The sequence below is a fragment of the Brucella lupini genome (genome assembly GCF_002252535.1).
Classification (GTDB): Bacteria; Pseudomonadota; Alphaproteobacteria; order Rhizobiales; family Rhizobiaceae; genus Brucella; species Brucella anthropi.
In genome coordinates this window covers 1-17603 of the sequence record NZ_NNRN01000053.1, presented here as the reverse complement: position 1 = coordinate 17603, position 17603 = coordinate 1, and the positions used below count along the sequence as shown (strand labels likewise).

Below are 17603 nucleotides of genomic sequence, written 5' to 3'. Positions count from 1 at the left end.
TATAATGTATAATATTAAGCTTTTCAAGCCTCCCTCGAAAAGGAAGATTCTCAAAACCTGCGCAGAAACTCTAACGAAAAAGGCAAAAGCCCAATCGCCGGAGAAGAATTCTATAACTTCAAATTTTCAGGCCACTAGCAAAGGGTCTCGATAGAGGTAAGATGATATGCATCCAATGTCCGGAGGTACCTCAATGAGCCGATTGCATACAGAAAGCCATCTCGTATCCCGGATCGGATGGCTTCGCGCAGCGGTACTCGGCGCCAATGATGGTATTGTCTCAACGGCCAGCCTCATTATAGGCGTCGCATCTGCTTCGACGGGAACGACGCAGATAGTGGTCGCTGGCATCGCGGGCCTTGTCGCAGGCGCGATGTCCATGGCGGCGGGTGAGTATGTTTCTGTCAGTTCTCAATCCGATACGGAGTTGGCAGATCTTGCCAGAGAACGCAAGGAACTCGAAACTCAGCCCGAAGCAGAGCTCGATGAATTGATGCAAGCCTATATTGATCGCGGCCTAACCCCGGAACTGGCGCGGCTGGTGGCAGTACAGCTGACCTCACGCAATGCTCTGGAAGCGCATGCCCGTGACGAGCTGGGAATTGTCGAACACATGGAAGCACGGCCTGTGCAAGCCGCGCTGACCTCAGCGGCCACGTTCTCGATCGGGGCCGCCCTACCCTTACTGATGGCGGTCATCGCGCCTCCATCCATCTTGCTTTACGCGGTTGCTATCTCTTCCTTGTTGTTTCTGGCGTTTCTAGGCGCTATCGGCGCCAAGGCGGGAGGAGCTAATATGCTTAAGGCAACCGTTCGCGTCACCTTTTGGGGCGCATTGGCCATGGCAATCACGGCTGGTATTGGGGCTCTGGTCGGCACAGCGGTCTGATGATCGCTGTCAAACTTTTTGGATCGAGTTTTACCAAGAAGAATGATCATCGTTGGCAAGACGCCGGACAATGCGCATTATAATACGCTCATTCTGTAGCTTGGAAGACCACAAAGATGCGGTACTTGGGTGAAGATCGATCAAAGACAATCCTTTTGATTTTTGCCTTGTGCGGACTTGTGATCGGGCTTGGCTTGCATTTCTCCGGTTACTCATACGGGGCACGGCTAAGTTGGACTATAGCCACTCTGCCTGTGCTAGCGGCTTTGCTCGTCGAAATTCTCCGAAGTCTATTGCGAAAGGAGTTCGGGCTGGACATCGTCGCGGCGATGTCGATGTCGGCCGCTCTGGCATTTGGGGAAATGCTGGCAGCTTCGATTGTCGCCCTTATGTATACCGGCGGGGCCTTTCTTGAAAGCTTTGCCGAAGGACGGGCACGCCGTGAGATGCACGCTTTGCTGTCTCGTGTACCCCGAACGACAATGCGTTATATCGATGACCATCTCGACGAGATTGCCGTTGATACTATTCGCCCGGGTGACCGCCTTTTGATCCGTCAGGGAGACGTCATCCCCGTTGACGGAAGTGTAACTTCAGTAAAAGCTTTCGTAAACACGTCTGCTTTGACGGGAGAGTCACTTCCGATTTCGCTTACATCCGGAGCCGATGTGTTGAGCGGATCAGTGAATGCTGGCGATGCCTTCGATATTGTTGCCAGACACGAAGCAAAAGATAGCACCTACGCTGGCATCGTTCGCCTCGTAGAAGAGGCCCAGCATTCGAAAGCCCCAATGTCGAGGCTGGCAGACCAATGGTCTATCGGCTTTCTGATAGTGACTGTCTTAATCGCCTTCTGCGCATGGTTTTTCACGGGAGACCCGATAAGGTCGGTCGCCGTTCTCGTCGTGGCGACGCCATGTCCTCTCATCCTGGCGGTACCTGTCGCTCTTGTTGCCGGACTATCGCGCGCCGCTCATTTCGGCGTACTGGTGAAGGGTGCTCGTCCATTGGAGAACATGACTCGTATCAACACGTTGGTGCTGGACAAGACTGGAACACTGACAGACGGCCGCCCACAAATTACTTCAATCAACGCGCAGCCAGGATTGAGCGAAAATGATCTACTGCGTTTCGCCGCCTCCCTAGACCAGGTATCCAAACATCCGATGGCGCAGGCTCTTGTACTGGCCGCTCAGCGGCGCGGTATAAATCTTGTATTGCCGACCGACGTCAGCGAACTGGCAGGAGATGGCGTGGCTGGCAGGGTTGATAGCAAAAGCGTCGTTGTCGGCGGAAACAGCTTCGTTGAGAGACAGGTCAATGCGAAACTGAGTGAAATCCCCCATACAGAAGCTGGAGCGGCACTGATTGCAGTCGCGATAGATGGCAGCATCGCGGGTTATATCATTATGGCCGATCCCTTGCGCGGCGAAGTGGTCGATACGTTACGCGGCTTACGCAAGGACGGCGTAAAGCGATTAGTGCTGGCGACAGGTGATCGTGCTGCAGTGGCCAAACGCATTACCAAGGGCTTGGGGCTTGATGCCATCTACTCCGAGCTTTCACCCGATCAAAAGGTACTGACCGTGCTCAGCGAGCGTAAGAACGGCCCCGTGATGATGGTCGGAGACGGGGTCAACGACGCGCCCGCACTTGCAGCGGCTGATGTCGGCGTTGCCATGGGTGCGAGGGGAACGGCGGCCTCGGCAGAAGCGGCCGATGTCGTTCTTCTCGTAGATAGAATAGACAGACTTCGCGCCGGGATAGAAATTGCCAAGCGATCAAGGCGTATTGCTGTCGAAAGTGTTGTGGTTGGGATTGGTCTTTCTGTAATCGCCATGATCGTAGCAGCGTTCGGTTATCTAAAACCTGTTCAGGGTGCATTGCTCCAGGAGATAATTGACGTCGCTGTCATCCTCAATGCGCTTCGGGCGTTGAGAATCTCACCCAACATCGGCAAATGGACGTCATGGTAAATCAGAATGTGAACTGGTGAATAAGTCACCTACAGCTTCACACCGAATTGCTGTTCCTCCAGCACGCAATAAGAACAGAGCATTGAAGCGTAACCGCCTTGCCAGTACCGCGCCGGTCTTCGGACCAAGCACCATTAGCGCTGTTGCCCATGCATCCGCTTCGGCACAGGTACCTGTCACGACGGTGACTGACGCCGGAGGCCCCATCAAGGGAGCACCGCGACTTGGGTCCATGGTGTGCGACAGGCGGTAATCGTTGACATTAATCCAATGCCGATAATCGCCCGAGGTGGCGACCGCCGCATCCTGAAGGGCGAGAACCGAATGAGCTGCCCGACGATCATAGTCAGGAGCCTCTACTGCAATCGACCAAGGACTGCCATCTGGACGCAACCCGAGCGTCCGCACCTCCCCATCGATTCCGACGAGGCCGGACGAAATCCCGAAAGTCAGCAACCCATCCGCCAGACGATCCACGCCATATCCCTTGGCAATTCCATTGAGATCGAGCGAAACGGGAGCTGTCTTTCGCACCATTCCTGCCTCGATATCCAGTTCCAGGATTTCATGAGCGGGTCGGCGCTTGCGCTCAAGCGCTGCCCGTATCTGCTCCCGGTGAGCCTCCGAAGGCCCGAAACCCCAAGCGCTCACGGCGTCGCCCATACCAATATCAAACGCGCCGCCTGATGCACGGCCAATGTCGAGCGCAAGGCGCAAAACGTCCAGCAGTTGCTGCGGCACCTTTATCCAGCGTCCCACCGGCGCGGCGTTCAACTGCATCAGTCTGCTATCGGGCTTCCACGTGGACATTGCACCGTCCACTGCGTCCACTGCCGCCTGAAGTGCGACCCGAACGGGTTGGGGATCGAACCCCGCTGTTTGAGAGAACAATGCCGACCAACGTGTACCCATGGTAGGCCCGCTCAAAGCGTAACGTTGCATCTCAGTAGACGTCTTCGACATAACGTCCCTCCGCCTTGAGATTGGCCAATGTCTGCCCTGTGGAACCCAGAATGTCGACAAGAACCGACGAGACTCCGTTGGCCATATCGCGTCCGCCACACACCATGATCCGCGCCCCCTCCTGAATCAGCCGAGTGACTTCATCGGCTTCCTCCCGAAGAGCATGCTGCACATAGCGCGGCATTTTCCCGCGTGAACAACAAGAGCTAATCTGCGCAACTTGCCCCTTCTGCTTCCATTCGCGGAGTTCGTCGCCATAGAAAAAATCGCTATTCATCCGGCGCATTCCAAAGAACAGATGGATCGGGCGATGCCGCGTATTGGCGCGGATGAAGCCCGCCAAAGGCCCGATTCCGGTTCCGGCACCGATCAATATCAGGGGCGTATGTGTTCTATCCTCCGCATGGAAATCTGGATTGCGACGCAGGAAAGCGCTGATCGTGTCTCCAGGCTCCAGTTCCAAGAGCTGGGAAGAGCATAGCCCTCCCGGATGTTTTCTCACGACGATCTCGACAAAGCCATCGTTGCGTCCAGAAGCCAGTGAGTAAAACCGGGGAACGGTTGATCCCGAAGGAACGATGGCGAGGAGATCGCCGGCCACAAAGCGCCCCAGTCCGCAGCCACGCAATTGCTGCCAGAAGGAAAGCCTCGGCAAGGCAAAGCGCAGGATTGCTGCGGGCGCTTGCACTTCGGCACCATAATCACGGCGCGACACAAGCGTAAGCGGGACGGCGGCGGGTTGAACGGCCTGGTGCGTGAGTTCCAGGTCTATGCCCACCGCAGCACCGAGTTTCCGCCCCCATCGGGCAAAAGCCTGCGGCGACTGACGGTCCACTGTGTCAAAGGGTATGAGCATTCTCCATCCGGCGGCATGCGCCGTCTCCGTCACCGCCCGCGCGAAACCGCAGTAGGCAGGAAAGCTACTGTCGCCGAACCCGAGCACAACCAGCGGAATTGCCGAATCCGCTGCCTGAAGCGAGAGCCTTTCAACGAACCCCTTGGCCGAAGCGGGCGCATCGCCTTCGCCATAGGTAGCGGCCAAAATGATAATGCGCCGGACCTGCCGATAACGGCCTGGATCAAAGGCCGACATCGGCGCAGCGTGAACCGTCTGGCCAGAATTGGACAGCGCCGCATGCAATGTTGCTGCAAAACCCCATGTGCTACCGCCTTCACTGCCGACGAGAATGATTGTCTCCGCTCGTCCTGCTGCACAGTTTTCGTGAATGCGCGGCCTTCCGCGACGCCCGTCGGACCAGAGAAAAACGCCCGTACCCGCCATGACCGGAACGCCAAGAGCCATCAGGCCAAGGAGCAGCCCCAAAACGGAAGCCCCCCGTCCTGTATGCAGCATATAGATTGTTTCCGACAGGCGTCGCCACCCAGTCAGATCGCTCCAGCCGAGAAGCGCGCCCGTGCCTTGATCGATATAACCGGTTCCCCGGTCGGTCTTGAGGGTGAGAATGTCCGTGGGGTCAGACGGATCGGCGAATGACAGGCTGCGCAATTGCGCAACCTGAATCTGCCGCAACGGTTCCATCGTAGCCGGTAGCGCTCCGGTCCGGCCGCTTGCCTCGGTCTGCATGACCGGCGACACCGCGCCGTCCGGCAAGAGATCGAAGGTGGAAGCCGTCATCCACAGGGCCGTTGCAGACGAAAGGAAAAGTCCCGCTACGGCCAGCCGAGCGATTTCAACATGCAGACGCCCGGAAAGCGGGCCACGCAGGCGCGAAAACCAGCGCTGCCAGCCTCCGACCCGTCGTACGACAAGCGCCACCCCGGTCAGGTTCAGCACCAGCATGGCGGCAGCACCAGCAGCCATGACAATGCGGCCGCTATCATCGAGAAAGAGCGAACGATGCAGACTTGTCAGCCAACGTTCGACCGGATTGGGATCGGCGGACGCGGCACCCTGACCAGTAGAGGGGTCAATGACCGTCGCCCGGGGCGCACCGTTATCAAACCAATAGGCCGTCATCCGGCCGGACGGCGTCCGCCGGATTTGCTCTACTTGCGGATAGACCGCTTGAACACGCGCCGCCAGATCGGCGGTCGAAAGTGTCAACTCCCCCTGTGGAGACGAGACACTTTCGACAGCGGGAAAGATCGACAGGGCTGCACCGCTGATACTGAGCACAATCAGGAGCAACGCGGGAAGAAGTCCCGCCCAACGATGGATAACTCGGAACATGGCGGTCACCGATTATAGAGAATAATCGGCTGTTGCGATGTAACGCCGTCCTTGGACTGGAGCTTTCGCACCGCCGGATGTGAGTGGTATAACCACCTCATTGGGACTGTCGCGCATGTCTTCCACAGCAGCGTCGACGTGCAATGTGTAGCCCGCATCAAAAAACGCGTCGGCCAAATCAACTGTGATTTCAAGCGTACGACCCGCACCGACACTCGCGCCGGTGATACCGTTGATCTCGCTCGTATTACCACCCGTTGCACGATACCATCCGGACAGGTGTTCGTAATATTTGGATTTGCCGCCAGCCATCCAAAGGCTACCGGCATATTTACCCTCAGCATCCATGATGTAATAAGCGAGATACGCGCCGTCACCGCCATAACTGTTCAGCGTCGTTGTCAGTGTTACGGACCGGGCCATTGCGATATCCGGAAGCGTAAGCGCCGTGGTCATTGCCAATGCTGCAAGAAGTGCTTTCATGCCAGTCTGCCTCTTTCAAAGAAACGGCACGCGGACCTCGATCGATCCGCGCTTATGCCCGCTACTCTCGCAAGAAGAGCTGAACACCACCTGACACCGATGCGGTTTCTGCTTCAGCGCTTTGTAAGAAATGAACCGCTCCAAACCGCGATAAACGAAAACGGCGGACCTGCCAGCAGGTCCGCCGCGTCAAGCATTTACAGTAAATCCGCCAGCTATCGGTGCAGCGACATACGCTTAAGTGTACCGTCGCGAAGAATGAACTGGTGCCATATCGCTATCAGCGCATGAAGGCCGGCCAGATAAAGAATAATGGTGCCGGCATTCTCATGAAATTCGGCGATCAATCCGGGGGAGCCTTGCATTGGGGCCGTAATGGCCGGCACGGAAATACCGAAGAAGGATATCGCTATTCCCATCCGCGAGGCGGCATACCAGCCGCTTAGCGGCAAGGCGATCAGCAGCAAATAGAGGATTGCATGGCCCGCCTTTGCCGCAAGGGCAAGTGTGCCTTGCGCCGGAGATTCTGACGGCGCTGCACCGGAAAGCCGCAAAAAGAGACGAGGTAACACAAGCACGAGTACGGCAAGCCCTAGAGAAAAATGCAAGAAAGGCGGATTCTCCGCCATACTGCGTCCACCCACCGACGTGAACCATGCTCCGAGGATCAACGCGGCGGTGAGCCAGTGAATCACAACCATGCTTTTTGAATAACGATCAGGACTGCGAGGCATCACAAGTCTTTCCTTGGATGAAGGCGCTCTCAATGGTAAGCGCGATGGCTTATTTCACGACGACATTTGGCAGTGAGTTTTTCTCGAGCAAGGGGCTGGAGGGCGTGTCCGGCACAGCGCCTGACCGCTGTTCTTCGTCATGTCTTGATTTGCGGTGGCGGTCATCGTCGTGATCGTATTCGCGATCCTTGTGTTTCATTTTGACTATAGCAAGCGTAGCCGGATCAACTTTAGCCCTGAAAGCAATTCCGGTTTTGTCGGAGCCACGGACCTCATAACAGCCGTCATCGATTTTGATCCGCGCCACGGTCCAGCCGCGAGAAGTAGCCATGGCCTGAACCGCGTCCCTGGATTGCCACTTGTCCATCGATACATGGCAGTCATCATCGGCTCGCGCCACGCCGCTTCCTGCTGCGATCAATAAAAAGGAGATTGCCGCAAGGTAATTTACCATCATATCATTGTTCCTGATCAATGCGCTTTGAAGAGAACAATGCCAGCCATTTCTGACGAACAGCTGAAGCTGGCAAGGATATGACGTCAGAGGAATGACAGCTTACGGCTTCAGTTAGAATATGTTCGCATCTGACCAGACGACACGGGTTCCCGTTTTCTATCGAATAAAAGGTGCTATTGGATGCGCGTCCTGTTGATCGAAGACGATATAATCCTGGGCAAGGCCGTTCGCGACCATATCGCTGTCAACCATTCCGTGGATTGGGTGACCCGCCTCGACGACGCAACCGAGCATGTCGGCTCGGCAGTCTACGACCTAATCCTGTTGGACCTGATGCTTCCCGACGGGCTGGGTATCAATTTTTTGCGCAATCTTCGCGCCAAAGGTAGCGTCACGCCAGTCATTATTCTCACGGCGCTGGATCAGATTTCCGACCGGATCGAAGGTCTCGACGCCGGGGCCGACGATTACCTGATCAAACCGTTCGATCTGGCAGAGCTTTCGTCGCGACTGAACGCTGTTGCACGACGCTATAGCGGCAATCCCAACCCTTTGGTCGAAATGCGCGACCTCCAGATCGATCTGGCCGCCAAGACAGTGAGGCAAGGAGGACGCACCATTGAACTGACCAGCCGCGAATGGGCGCTGCTGGAAACCTTCTTGCAGCGACCCGGCATTGCATTGACCAAGTCGCAACTCGAAGACCGGCTCTATGCCTTCGGTTCGGAAGTTGAGAGCAATACGATTGAGGTCCATGTCAGCCGCCTCCGTAAAAAGCTTGGGCACGGGATCATCGACACGGTTCGCGGCATCGGCTATCGGCTTGGAAACGCGAAATGATACAACCGAAGAGCCTGCAATGGAGACTTTCGCTCTGGCTCGGACTCGGTGCGACCCTGCTGTGGGTCATTACCACCATTGTGACAGCGCAGCTTCTGCGCCACGAACTGAATATGGCCTTTGACAGCGCCCTGGAAGAAACGGCGCAGCGCATTCTGCCAGTCGCAGCGCTTGAGATACTGGGACGCGATGCCGACGACACCGAACAGCGGGTTGCCACCCTGCGCCAGCACGACGAATATTTCACTTATGTGGTCCGTGACGCAGCCGGAACCGTACAGATGCGTTCACATAATGCGGATGTGACCATTTTTCCGCCCTATTCAATAATGGGTTTCAGCAGCACGCCAACTCACAGGCTCTACTCCGACGCCGCAATGCAGGGTAGCCTCACAATTACTGTCGCTGAACCCCTCTCCCACCGGCGCGAAACGGCGATGCACATATTATACACGCTTGCCGTACCTCTCGCCCTAGCCGTCCCCCTTGGCTTGATCGGTGTCTGGCTCATCGTACGTCTTTCCATGGCTCCGGTGCGCAGTTTTCGCGATCAGATCGAGGCACGTGGCAGCGGAGATCTTGATCCGGTCGCCGTCTATGGCCTTCCCTCCGAAATTGACACTGTCGCCAAAGCAGTAAATCGGCTGTTGGAGCGTTTGAAACTGACTCTGGAAGCCGAACGCAGTCTTGCGGCCAAGTCGGCCCACGAGTTGCGCACCCCACTGGCAGCGGCGCTCGCTCAGTCGCAAAGACTGATCATCGAGGCGCCCGATGCCACCACGCGCGAACGTGCGCACGACATGGAAACAGCGCTGCGCCGCCTCTCTCGCTTGACAGAAAAGCTGATGCAGTTGGCAAGAGCCGAGGGCGGACGGCTCCTTGCCGAAAAGCCAGTAAATATTGCTGCAATCCTTCGATTAGTTGTAGGCGAGTTCAACGGATCTACCGATGCTGTCGGTCGCATTGAGTTGGCTCTCCCTGATTACCCGGTGCTTAAGAGCATAGATGCGGATGCCTTTGCCATACTGGCGCGAAACCTGATCGAAAACGCACTCAAACACGGCGCACAGAATATGCCGATCAGCGTATTCCTAACCGCCGAAGGTGTTTTACGTGTTATCAATGCCGGCCCCACCGTGCCTCCCGAAACACTGGCTCGGTTGAGCGAGCCGTTCGAGCGCGGCCAGGCTCTGGTGCGTGGTGCGGGGCTTGGTCTTGCCATTGCCAGAACAATTGCAGGTGGAGCAGGCGGTCGGTTAGAACTATTCTCCCCTGCATTTGGCAAGGAAGACGGCTTTGAAGCAAAATTCATATTTTCCAAATGAACTCCTAGGCCGTGCTTCCCGACATCAGCAGAAATATATCTTTCCCTCAAGCGTGAGGCAGCATTTGAAGCTCGATTGTCCACGTAGAAGTGACTGATATTGAAACTATATTTCGCCCAACCTCTGGGTTAAGCCAACCCGCAGCCACCCGTGGGTTGGACGGGACAAAAGAATAAACCGAACCAAGATTGACGACCGTCAGTTTGTCGGACGACGACATCTTCTCCTTCATTTCATAGGCCATGACGCCACCAAGGCCGGCACCGAGCACAACGATGTGGGACAAGGGCATTTCCTCCTTGCGCGAGACGGCCCAGTTCCGCATTTTTCCATATGTAAGGCTATCGGGACTTGATTTGGCTCAAATGCAGGAAAGAACAGATAGCCCAGTGCAACTCTGAACGCCAATACAGGCCGACCGCTCTCCGACAAGAATAGGCTTACCGACAGAATGGATTAAGCTTGGTCAAATTCATTCACCGGGTCTGCGAACTGTGGCATTAGAACTGGGAAAGCCAGCATTGCTGCCGTGTCACGCCGATTACAGTGCTGTGCCTCAACAGACCGGCATCGACTCAGCTCTGGTTTGTACGTACCCGGAGACACTTGACACTATCATTTCGCCTGCGTTCGCGGGTATGTGGCACTTGACCCAGGTCAAGGTAACCCGCTTTCAAGGCAGGTTAGTCTGGCCCATGGATTTCAGTATGTCGCGAGCGTCCATGCTCAAAAAGTGGAGCTGTTTATGGAACCCGTATCCGTCAAGGCGGGCACCCTGCCGTTCCGATCGCACGCCCTCCCGGTAGCGGCTGTTGCCGACCATTTTGATGTGGACGTGACAGTTGGCCTGACTCAGGAGGAGGCAGACCGGCGGCTTGACCTTTTTGGGTCGAACAAAGTTGCTGCGCGCAAGCCCGTCACCGACTTGGCTCTGATATTGCGACAGTTTGCCAGTTCCGTTGTGGTCTTGCTCGTGAGCGCGATGGTGCTCTCGCTCGTATATGCGGAATGGAAACAGGCCGCGGCAATTGCCGCCGTACTCGTGGTCAATGCGGCTATAGGCTATTGTATGGAGCGACAGGCCTTGCGTTCAATGGAAGCGCTGAGGCAACTCGTGACACGCAACGCGCGCGTGCGAAGGGATGGCCAATCCCGTCAGGTTCCCGCCGACGTGCTTGTACCCGGTGACGTAGTGATTCTCGAAGCTGGCGATGTCGTACCGGCCGATATGCGATGCGCAAGCAGTTCAGCATTAAGCGTTGACGAGTCTGCACTCACCGGTGAATCCCTCCCGGTAGACAAAGGTGTCGATGCCAATCCCGAATTGGCTGTGCTCGCCGATCGGAGCGCCGTGCTGTTCAGAGGCACGCATGTCGTGCGCGGTAGCGGAGTGGCCATTGTTACCGGTACAGGACAGGCCACCGAAATCGGACGTATCGCCGATCTTATCGAGGGGGCCGAGAGTGGCGAATCCCCACTGGAGGGACAACTGGCGCTCCTCTCCCGTCATCTGATCTTGCTCACACTCGTGCTTGCCACCGTAGTGGCTGCGGCCGGGGTCTATTCCGGGAAGCCCATCTTTGTGATGGTGGAAACGGCGATAGCGCTCGCCGTAGCGGCGATCCCAGAAGGTCTGCCTATCGTTGCCACACTGACACTTGCGCGTGGCATGCTGCGAATGGCTGCAAACAACGCAATCGTAGAGAACCTGGCGGCAGTGGAGACGCTTGGTTCCACGACGCTCATTCTTACCGACAAGACGGGTACTCTGACCGAGAACCGGATGGAGGTTGAGAGAGTCTTAACCCCTTCGGGCGAGTTCATGATTGATCACTCGCGCGCCATTTTTCTGAAAGACGAGAAACCGATCGATCCCGCCAACGATCAGGGGTTGCTGCGCGCACTACTGATTGGGGTGCTCTGCTCGAACGCAGAATATGAGCGCCATGGCGCTTCTGGCACAGGAGACCCGATGGAAGTGGCACTCCTGCGTGCCGGGGGTTTTGCAGGCCTCCATCGCAGCGAGCAGCTCGACGACTATCCGGAAGTCGCTGAAGAACCCTTCGACACGGCGACAAAGAGAATGGCGACTATACACCGCCACGACGATGGCCACTTGGCAGCCGTCAAAGGTGCGCCGGAAGAAGTGCTGGCGTCAGCTGATCGGATCGGTATCGAGGTGGAGGCACTGGATGACACTACACGGGCAGTATGGTTCGCTCGTGCCGAGCGTCTGGCGGCCGATGGCCTGCGTGTGCTCGCCGTCGCCATTGATCCGGTTGCAGAGCTGAACAAACCAGTTGCCCGGGGTCTCTCCTTTCTCGGTCTTGTGGCCTTTCGCGATCCTCCACGGCACGATATCGCGGAAGCTGTGGCTGCCTTGCGCAGTGCCGGTATCCGCGTCGTGATGGCGACCGGCGATCATCCCGGCACAGCGCTCAGCATCGCCCGTGCTGTCGGCATTTCAGGACCCGATGCAGTTGTGACAATCGGGACAGAACTGCCTCAGCTTGAGGAAACATCGGAAGTCGGAGGTGATAAAAAAGTCAACTGCAACGTCTTTGCGCGCGTGACTCCAGAGCAGAAACTCAATCTGATCGACCGGTTTCAGCGCCAAGGCCAGGTGGTCGCCATGATCGGCGATGGTGTTAACGATGCGCCAGCGCTAGCCAAAGCCAATATCGGCGTCGCCATGGGCCGCAGAGGTACCGACGTGGCGCGCGAAGCGGCCGACATGGTGCTGCTCGATGATGCTTTCAGCACCATTGTCCACGCGGTTCGCGAGGGGCGGATCATTTTCGACAACATTCGTCGCTTCTCGATCTACCTGCTCTCCTGCAATCTCGCTGAGGTGCTGGTGATCGTGCTTGCCATATTTGCCGGCCTGCCGTTGCCAATGACGCCGCTACAGATATTATTCCTCAATCTGCTGACCGATGTCTTCCCGGCCTTCGCGCTCGCCACAGGTAAAGGAGAAGGGGACGTCCTGGCCCGTCCGCCACGTCCACCGAAAGAGCCGATGCTTTCGGCCGCACAGTGGCGTAGGGTCGTTGGCTATGGTCTGGCGATTGCGGTAAGCACATTAATCGCGCTCATCGTCGCGACCAAGGGCTTCAGTTTTGAGGCGCAGGAGGCGACGACGATCTCCTTCCTCACTATCGCGTTTGCCCAGCTCTGGCACGTCTTTAACATGCACCACAGCCACAGTGGTCCATGGCGGAATGCAGTGGTACGAAACCGCCTCGTCTGGTTTGCGCTCCTGCTTTGTCTCAGCCTCATACTCGGGGCCGTTGTGTTGCCTGTCTTCGCTGCTGCTCTGCAAATTGCGCCCATTGGTTCCAAAGGATGGGCGTTAGCGATCGGATGCAGTATGCTGCCGCTGCTCGCGGGACAGACCTGGCTGACCAGTGAGCGCATTTGGACGGATCACAAGTTATTGAAGCATAGCGACACAAGCTCTCGCAGATCAATGAAAGAATAGTAAGGCCCGCGCCGACGGCCAGATGTTCCACGGATATCAGCCTGCGGCATACCGCACAGCAATGTTTCCGGCCGTGATCAATCGAGACGCAGATTGCTTTTCGCGAGTTTCGCTTTTGCAGTCCGCATCACCTATACTGCGCGTTTCGTTGAAGAGGTAAATCCGAACTGCGTCACCCACTTAGATTGCTGTTATCCATGAGTAACCACCTCAGGCTCGCAATCAGTGTTCAATGAGAAAGCAGAACGGGAAGTCTGACCTGCGTGAATATCCCCCTCGTTGCGCCACCAAGAATGAAGTCGCGTATACGGGAATGGCCGAAGCCTCCCATCGCCAGAATCTGTGCCCCTTCGGTCAAGGCAGCGTCCTGCAATGCCTCGTCAACGGATCTTTCGCCCAGTGTAATTGTGATAGGCTTGGCGCGGATCCCCCTATTTTCCAGCGAGGAAGCCAGAGTTCCAGCGAGATTTGACCCACTCAGTGGCTTTTCGTCCTGAACCGTCAGCACTGAGACGCGGCCGCCTTCAGCTAGCAGTGCCAGAGCATCGCCGAGCGCACGTGCAGCGACCCGTCCTCCGTCCCAGGCTATCGCGATATGTTTAAGGGCAGCAGCGCGGGCGGACGGCGGTACCAGGATGGTCGGTCGGCCCGAACCGAACACGACAGCCTGGGCCATATCTTGAGCAACCATTGTTTCCCCTGACCAAGGAAGCAACGCAACGTCGAAATATCGTGCTTGTCCGGCAGCTGCGTCCAGCACACCGCCGAGCACAGCCGTTCTAGTCGTACAGTAAACATCAAGCCTCTCTCCCGCATGCTCTTGAACCAGGGCATGCAGACGATGGCATTCGGCTTTGCTCTTCTGCTCGACCGCACGGGCCAGACCCGGGACGTCGACAAAAAAGTCGCCCAACCCCGAGGACATATAAGGAATATCGACCGCGAACGTCGTGACGTGGAGTGTGCCTCCAAGCACAGCTGCGTAACTCGTAGCCGCCAGCACCGCCCCGTCCGCAACTACCTCGGGATAGGTGGCTATAGGCATATAGGCATTACGCGTGTACATCACTAGAACCTCGACTTTTGTCAATTGCTCGGATCACCCAGGCGCCATGGTCGCTCCACGACCGAAAAAACCTCGCATTTCATCTTTGCACAAAAGTCTTGAATCAGACTTGATCCCAGTCAATCCCTAACAGATGAAATTGATTATAGTATACCGTACATTACGGTTGGGGCTGACCGGCGCGATACCATTGCGCGCGAGAGAGCATGCATGAAACGGATCAGGTCCGGATTCCTTGGCTTATAGCTGACCCCACACTTCCGCCAGCGATGAGGCACTAAGGACAAAAGACATACAGAGATAAATGATAACCCGGAATTTGATTTCGCGAAGTAGACGAGCCTATGATTTGATGTATAGCATTGGACTGTGGCTCTGACCTTGCCCGAAATTTTATGAAGTTTTGAGTTTGCTCCATACCGCGGCTGGATCTGCCCTTTTTAGAAAGCGGACGCTCTCAGGTTAGAGCATCTGGCTCAGGATCTCGCGTGGAGCTGCCGTCTGCACACTGGTGCACGGAACACTGTTCCACTGCAGTAACTTCGAGGAGGAATACGGCGTCATTCGAGATGAAGCTTGAACCAGATCGGTAGGCCGCTAAATAGGCTTTTCCAGAACATTATTGCGCCCAAAGCGGCGCTCGACGACAGTGAGGACAAGTCTTCCACGTCTTCGCTCTTGAACTAATACATGGCGGCGGGTCAAGCGATTCGGTCTTGATCTACGTCAAAGTCATATTTCTCAGTTTTGTTAAGTTCAACATTGCCTCGCAAAGTCACCGAGTACCTATGGCGGGGTAGGTCGAGGCGTCTGCTTTCCAGTGCGGAGCCTCGACCGCATTGAAGCAGCCTTGCTTTCAATCACCGATAACTGCGCAAAAAAAATCACGGTAAAATTTTGATCCACATCAAAGCCATTCACGCGGACTCTGCTAACATTTCCTTGTTCCGTAGTACGAAACCGAATGGCGCCATCGGACGGGACAGGTCGAGGCGTCGGCACCGTGGTGTAACACCTCGACCACCTTTGATAATAATAAGTTATGAGTTAGCGAAAGATATTCGTTGATGGAGATCATAAACCAAGGTTACTCATGGCAAAACGAAGTAACGTACCGGAATACATTTTTCCAAGCTTAGTTCTGCGATAACCGGAGTATTCGACTCTTTCAAGAATTTGGCATGGAAAAAGAAAAGCTCTGTTGGAAGTGTGCTCTGTCGGACTGGTGGTATGTTTTCATGCGGTTCAATACGATGCAGATGACTTGGAAAGGCGATCACAAACCGGAATGGAGTTAATTCTAAGTTAACGCTCTCTTCATGACAGAGAAAATTGGAAGGCCTGTATCTTCTCATAATGATACAGCAGGTCACCTTCCAGAGTGGATCCGATTAACCCTTCATTGAGGGAGCTTATCGTTGGTAACTTTGAAGTTTTTGGGTGGAGCGGGGACAGTTACCGGTTCAAAATTCCTGCTCACATTCGACCACAACAACCTCCTTGTTGACTGCGGGCTCTTCCAAGGGGTGAAAAATCTTCGCGAGCTTAACTGGGCCAGCCTTCCCCTTCCCGCAGACGCGATAGATGCGGTGGTCCTTACGCATGCGCATCTGGATCATAGTGGGTATCTGCCCAAGCTCGTTCATGACGGATTTCGAGGCAAAATCTATTCGACACCTGCTACCCGGGACGTTGCAGAGTTAATATTAAAAGATAGCGCTCATCTCCAGGAAAAAGATGCCGAGCTTCTTAATCGACATTCACTTTCAAAACACAAGCCCGCTCTTCCCCTTTATACCGTGCAAGACGCGGTCAGGGCATTACAACACTTTTCCAGGGTTGAGTTTAATCAAACTGCTCTGCTTAACCACGGTGCGCGAGTTCATTTTCGCTATGCGGGCCATATCCTCGGCGCAGCAAACGTGCAGATTGACTGGGGCGGCAAGAAGATAGTTTTTTCGGGAGATATCGGTCGATATAATGATCCAATAATGCGAGACCCGGAGACTCCTCCGGATGCTGATTACGTAATTATCGAATCCACTTACGGTGATCGTCGTCATCCCGAAATTGATGCTACTGATGCACTGGGGGATGTAGCAGAACGAACATTGAAACGTGGGGGTACATTAATTATACCAGCTTTTGCTGTAGGTCGGGCCCAAGAAATACTCTACCATCTATGGAAATTGAAAGAAAGCGGACGACTTGCCGGTATACCGATCTATCTTGACAGCCCCATGGCCATTGATGCGACAGAGTTGATGAGCGCCCATATTTCCGATCATCGGTTGTCCCCGCAGGCTTGCCGCAGAGCTTTTAGCATCGCACGCTATACCAACGATGTCGACAGTTCGAAAGCTATTACAGCCAGTTCTCTTCCAAAAATTGTTATCTCCGCATCTGGAATGGCTACGGGAGGACGAGTTCTTCATCATTTGAAATCTTTCGGGCCCGACCCCAGAAATACGATTTTACTCGCAGGCTTCCAGGCAGCGGGAACGCGGGGACGGTCACTAAGAGACGGCAGCAGAGAATTGAAGATTTACGGCTCCTGGATCCCGATCAATGCGGAGGTTGTTTCATTGGAAATGCTATCGGCGCACGCGGATGCAACTGAGTTGATACGGTGGCTATCTGGTTTTAAAAGAGCGCCAAAAGGAATATTTATCGTACATGGGGAACCTGAAGCATCTGACGCCTTGCGGGTCAGGATCGAACGACAACTCGGCTGGACAAGCCTTGTTCCGCGTCAGGACCAGAAGTTCATGCTATAAACGTAACAACTTCAACTTGTGCTCCGGCGCCCTGGAATGGATACAATTGTCCTCTTCGAACGTCTTGGTCTTGCTATAGCGATTGGTGCAATCGTCGGCGTGGAACGCCATTGGCGCGACCGCGACGAAATGCCAGGGCAAAGAACGGCTGGCCTAAGGACATTTACCCTATGTGGCATGCTCGGCGGACTATCCGGTGCAATTGAGTTATATCTAAATAGTCCTGGAAGACATACCGGACTGGTCATCGCGGGCTTTTTTGGCATTTTTTCAGCAGTACTCGCGCTTTTTGAGATGAGAGAGGCCATATCCCTTCGTCGTTATAGTGTGACATCCACAGTCGTCGGTATGACGACATTTGCACTTGGTGTATTGGCTGTTGTTGATTGCCACTGAGAACTGACCCAGCGTGGCCTGATAT

General features: G+C 55.4%; 14 protein-coding genes. 7 read left to right on the top strand and 7 right to left on the bottom strand.

Translation table 11 applies throughout. From position 1 onward, the window contains the following. The first annotated feature begins 193 nt into the window (after positions 1-193). Complete coding sequence (locus CES86_RS16965; RefSeq protein WP_094514967.1) at positions 194-889, top strand: VIT1/CCC1 transporter family protein; 696 nt, start codon at positions 194-196, stop codon at positions 887-889. Positions 890-1005: 116 nt separating this feature from the next. Beyond that, positions 1006-2865, top strand: a complete 1860-nt coding sequence (locus CES86_RS16960; protein WP_094514965.1) for a heavy metal translocating P-type ATPase — start codon at positions 1006-1008, stop codon at positions 2863-2865. Here CES86_RS16960 and CES86_RS16955 read toward each other — a convergent pair. The 5 genes from CES86_RS16955 to CES86_RS16935 form a co-directional block, all read right to left on the bottom strand. Next, positions 2857-3828: an FAD:protein FMN transferase gene (locus tag CES86_RS16955; RefSeq protein ID WP_063620596.1), complete on the bottom strand. Its 972-nt coding sequence runs from the start codon at positions 3826-3828 to the stop codon at positions 2857-2859. The two genes, CES86_RS16960 and CES86_RS16955, sit on opposite strands and share 9 nt — an antisense overlap. Further along, positions 3809-6019 carry a PepSY domain-containing protein gene (locus tag CES86_RS16950; protein WP_094514964.1) on the bottom strand — a complete coding sequence of 737 codons (2211 nt, stop codon included), beginning with the start codon at positions 6017-6019 and terminating at the stop codon, positions 3809-3811. Before CES86_RS16950 ends, CES86_RS16955 begins: the two co-directional genes overlap by 20 nt. A 12-nt stretch (positions 6020-6031) precedes the next feature. Next, the gene (locus CES86_RS16945; protein ID WP_094514963.1) at positions 6032-6502 is read right to left on the bottom strand and encodes a DUF2271 domain-containing protein; all 471 of its coding nucleotides are present in this window, start codon (positions 6500-6502) and stop codon (positions 6032-6034) included. A 215-nt stretch (positions 6503-6717) separates the two neighbouring features. After that, the gene (locus CES86_RS16940; RefSeq protein WP_094514961.1) at positions 6718-7236 is read right to left on the bottom strand and encodes a cytochrome b; all 519 of its coding nucleotides are present in this window, start codon (positions 7234-7236) and stop codon (positions 6718-6720) included. A 49-nt stretch (positions 7237-7285) separates the two neighbouring features. Then, positions 7286-7693, bottom strand: coding sequence for a PepSY domain-containing protein (locus tag CES86_RS16935; protein WP_235819934.1), 408 nt, complete (start codon positions 7691-7693; stop codon positions 7286-7288). A 180-nt stretch (positions 7694-7873) separates the two neighbouring features. Between CES86_RS16935 and CES86_RS16930 the strand changes: the two genes are divergently transcribed. Next, positions 7874-8533 carry a response regulator transcription factor gene (locus CES86_RS16930; RefSeq protein WP_036586921.1) on the top strand — a complete coding sequence of 220 codons (660 nt, stop codon included), beginning with the start codon at positions 7874-7876 and terminating at the stop codon, positions 8531-8533. Further along, a complete protein-coding gene (locus tag CES86_RS16925) occupies positions 8530-9858 on the top strand; it encodes an ATP-binding protein (protein WP_094514960.1) in 1329 nt (442 codons plus the stop codon). Before CES86_RS16930 ends, CES86_RS16925 begins: the two co-directional genes overlap by 4 nt. Positions 9859-9904: 46 nt before the next feature. Here CES86_RS16925 and CES86_RS16920 read toward each other — a convergent pair whose 3' ends face one another. Beyond that, positions 9905-10144 carry a hypothetical protein gene (locus CES86_RS16920; RefSeq protein WP_143851086.1) on the bottom strand — a complete coding sequence of 80 codons (240 nt, stop codon included), beginning with the start codon at positions 10142-10144 and terminating at the stop codon, positions 9905-9907. Positions 10145-10603: 459 nt separating this feature from the next. Between CES86_RS16920 and CES86_RS16915 the strand changes: the two genes are divergently transcribed. Next, complete coding sequence (locus CES86_RS16915; RefSeq protein ID WP_094514959.1) at positions 10604-13339, top strand: cation-translocating P-type ATPase; 2736 nt, start codon at positions 10604-10606, stop codon at positions 13337-13339. Positions 13340-13568: 229 nt separating this feature from the next. Here the strand turns inward: CES86_RS16915 and CES86_RS16910 are convergent, their stop codons facing one another. Next, positions 13569-14405, bottom strand: a complete 837-nt coding sequence (locus tag CES86_RS16910) for a universal stress protein (RefSeq protein WP_094515066.1) — start codon at positions 14403-14405, stop codon at positions 13569-13571. Between the two features lie 1418 nt (positions 14406-15823). Here CES86_RS16910 and CES86_RS16905 point away from each other — a divergent pair. After that, positions 15824-17182, top strand: a complete 1359-nt coding sequence (locus CES86_RS16905; RefSeq protein ID WP_094514957.1) for an MBL fold metallo-hydrolase RNA specificity domain-containing protein — start codon at positions 15824-15826, stop codon at positions 17180-17182. 36 nt (positions 17183-17218) lie between these two features. Beyond that, entirely contained in the window at positions 17219-17578 is a 360-nt protein-coding gene (locus CES86_RS16900; RefSeq protein ID WP_094514956.1) for an MgtC/SapB family protein, read from the top strand. The last annotated feature ends 25 nt before the right edge of the window (positions 17579-17603 follow it).

What these genes read in the sequence shown, in the direction of transcription:
- CES86_RS16965 (WP_094514967.1), top strand. Translation starts at nt 194, where the DNA reads ATGAGCCGATTGCATACAGAAAGCCATCTCGTATCCCGGATCGGATGG.
- CES86_RS16960 (WP_094514965.1), top strand. Translation starts at nt 1,006, where the DNA reads ATGCGGTACTTGGGTGAAGATCGATCAAAGACAATCCTTTTGATTTTT.
- CES86_RS16955 (WP_063620596.1), bottom strand. Translation starts at nt 3,828, where the DNA reads ATGTCGAAGACGTCTACTGAGATGCAACGTTACGCTTTGAGCGGGCCT.
- CES86_RS16950 (WP_094514964.1), bottom strand. Translation starts at nt 6,019, where the DNA reads ATGTTCCGAGTTATCCATCGTTGGGCGGGACTTCTTCCCGCGTTGCTC.
- CES86_RS16945 (WP_094514963.1), bottom strand. Translation starts at nt 6,502, where the DNA reads ATGAAAGCACTTCTTGCAGCATTGGCAATGACCACGGCGCTTACGCTT.
- CES86_RS16940 (WP_094514961.1), bottom strand. Translation starts at nt 7,236, where the DNA reads ATGCCTCGCAGTCCTGATCGTTATTCAAAAAGCATGGTTGTGATTCAC.
- CES86_RS16935 (WP_235819934.1), bottom strand. Translation starts at nt 7,693, where the DNA reads ATGATGGTAAATTACCTTGCGGCAATCTCCTTTTTATTGATCGCAGCA.
- CES86_RS16930 (WP_036586921.1), top strand. Translation starts at nt 7,874, where the DNA reads ATGCGCGTCCTGTTGATCGAAGACGATATAATCCTGGGCAAGGCCGTT.
- CES86_RS16925 (WP_094514960.1), top strand. Translation starts at nt 8,530, where the DNA reads ATGATACAACCGAAGAGCCTGCAATGGAGACTTTCGCTCTGGCTCGGA.
- CES86_RS16915 (WP_094514959.1), top strand. Translation starts at nt 10,604, where the DNA reads ATGGAACCCGTATCCGTCAAGGCGGGCACCCTGCCGTTCCGATCGCAC.
- CES86_RS16910 (WP_094515066.1), bottom strand. Translation starts at nt 14,405, where the DNA reads ATGTACACGCGTAATGCCTATATGCCTATAGCCACCTATCCCGAGGTA.
- CES86_RS16900 (WP_094514956.1), top strand. Translation starts at nt 17,219, where the DNA reads ATGGATACAATTGTCCTCTTCGAACGTCTTGGTCTTGCTATAGCGATT.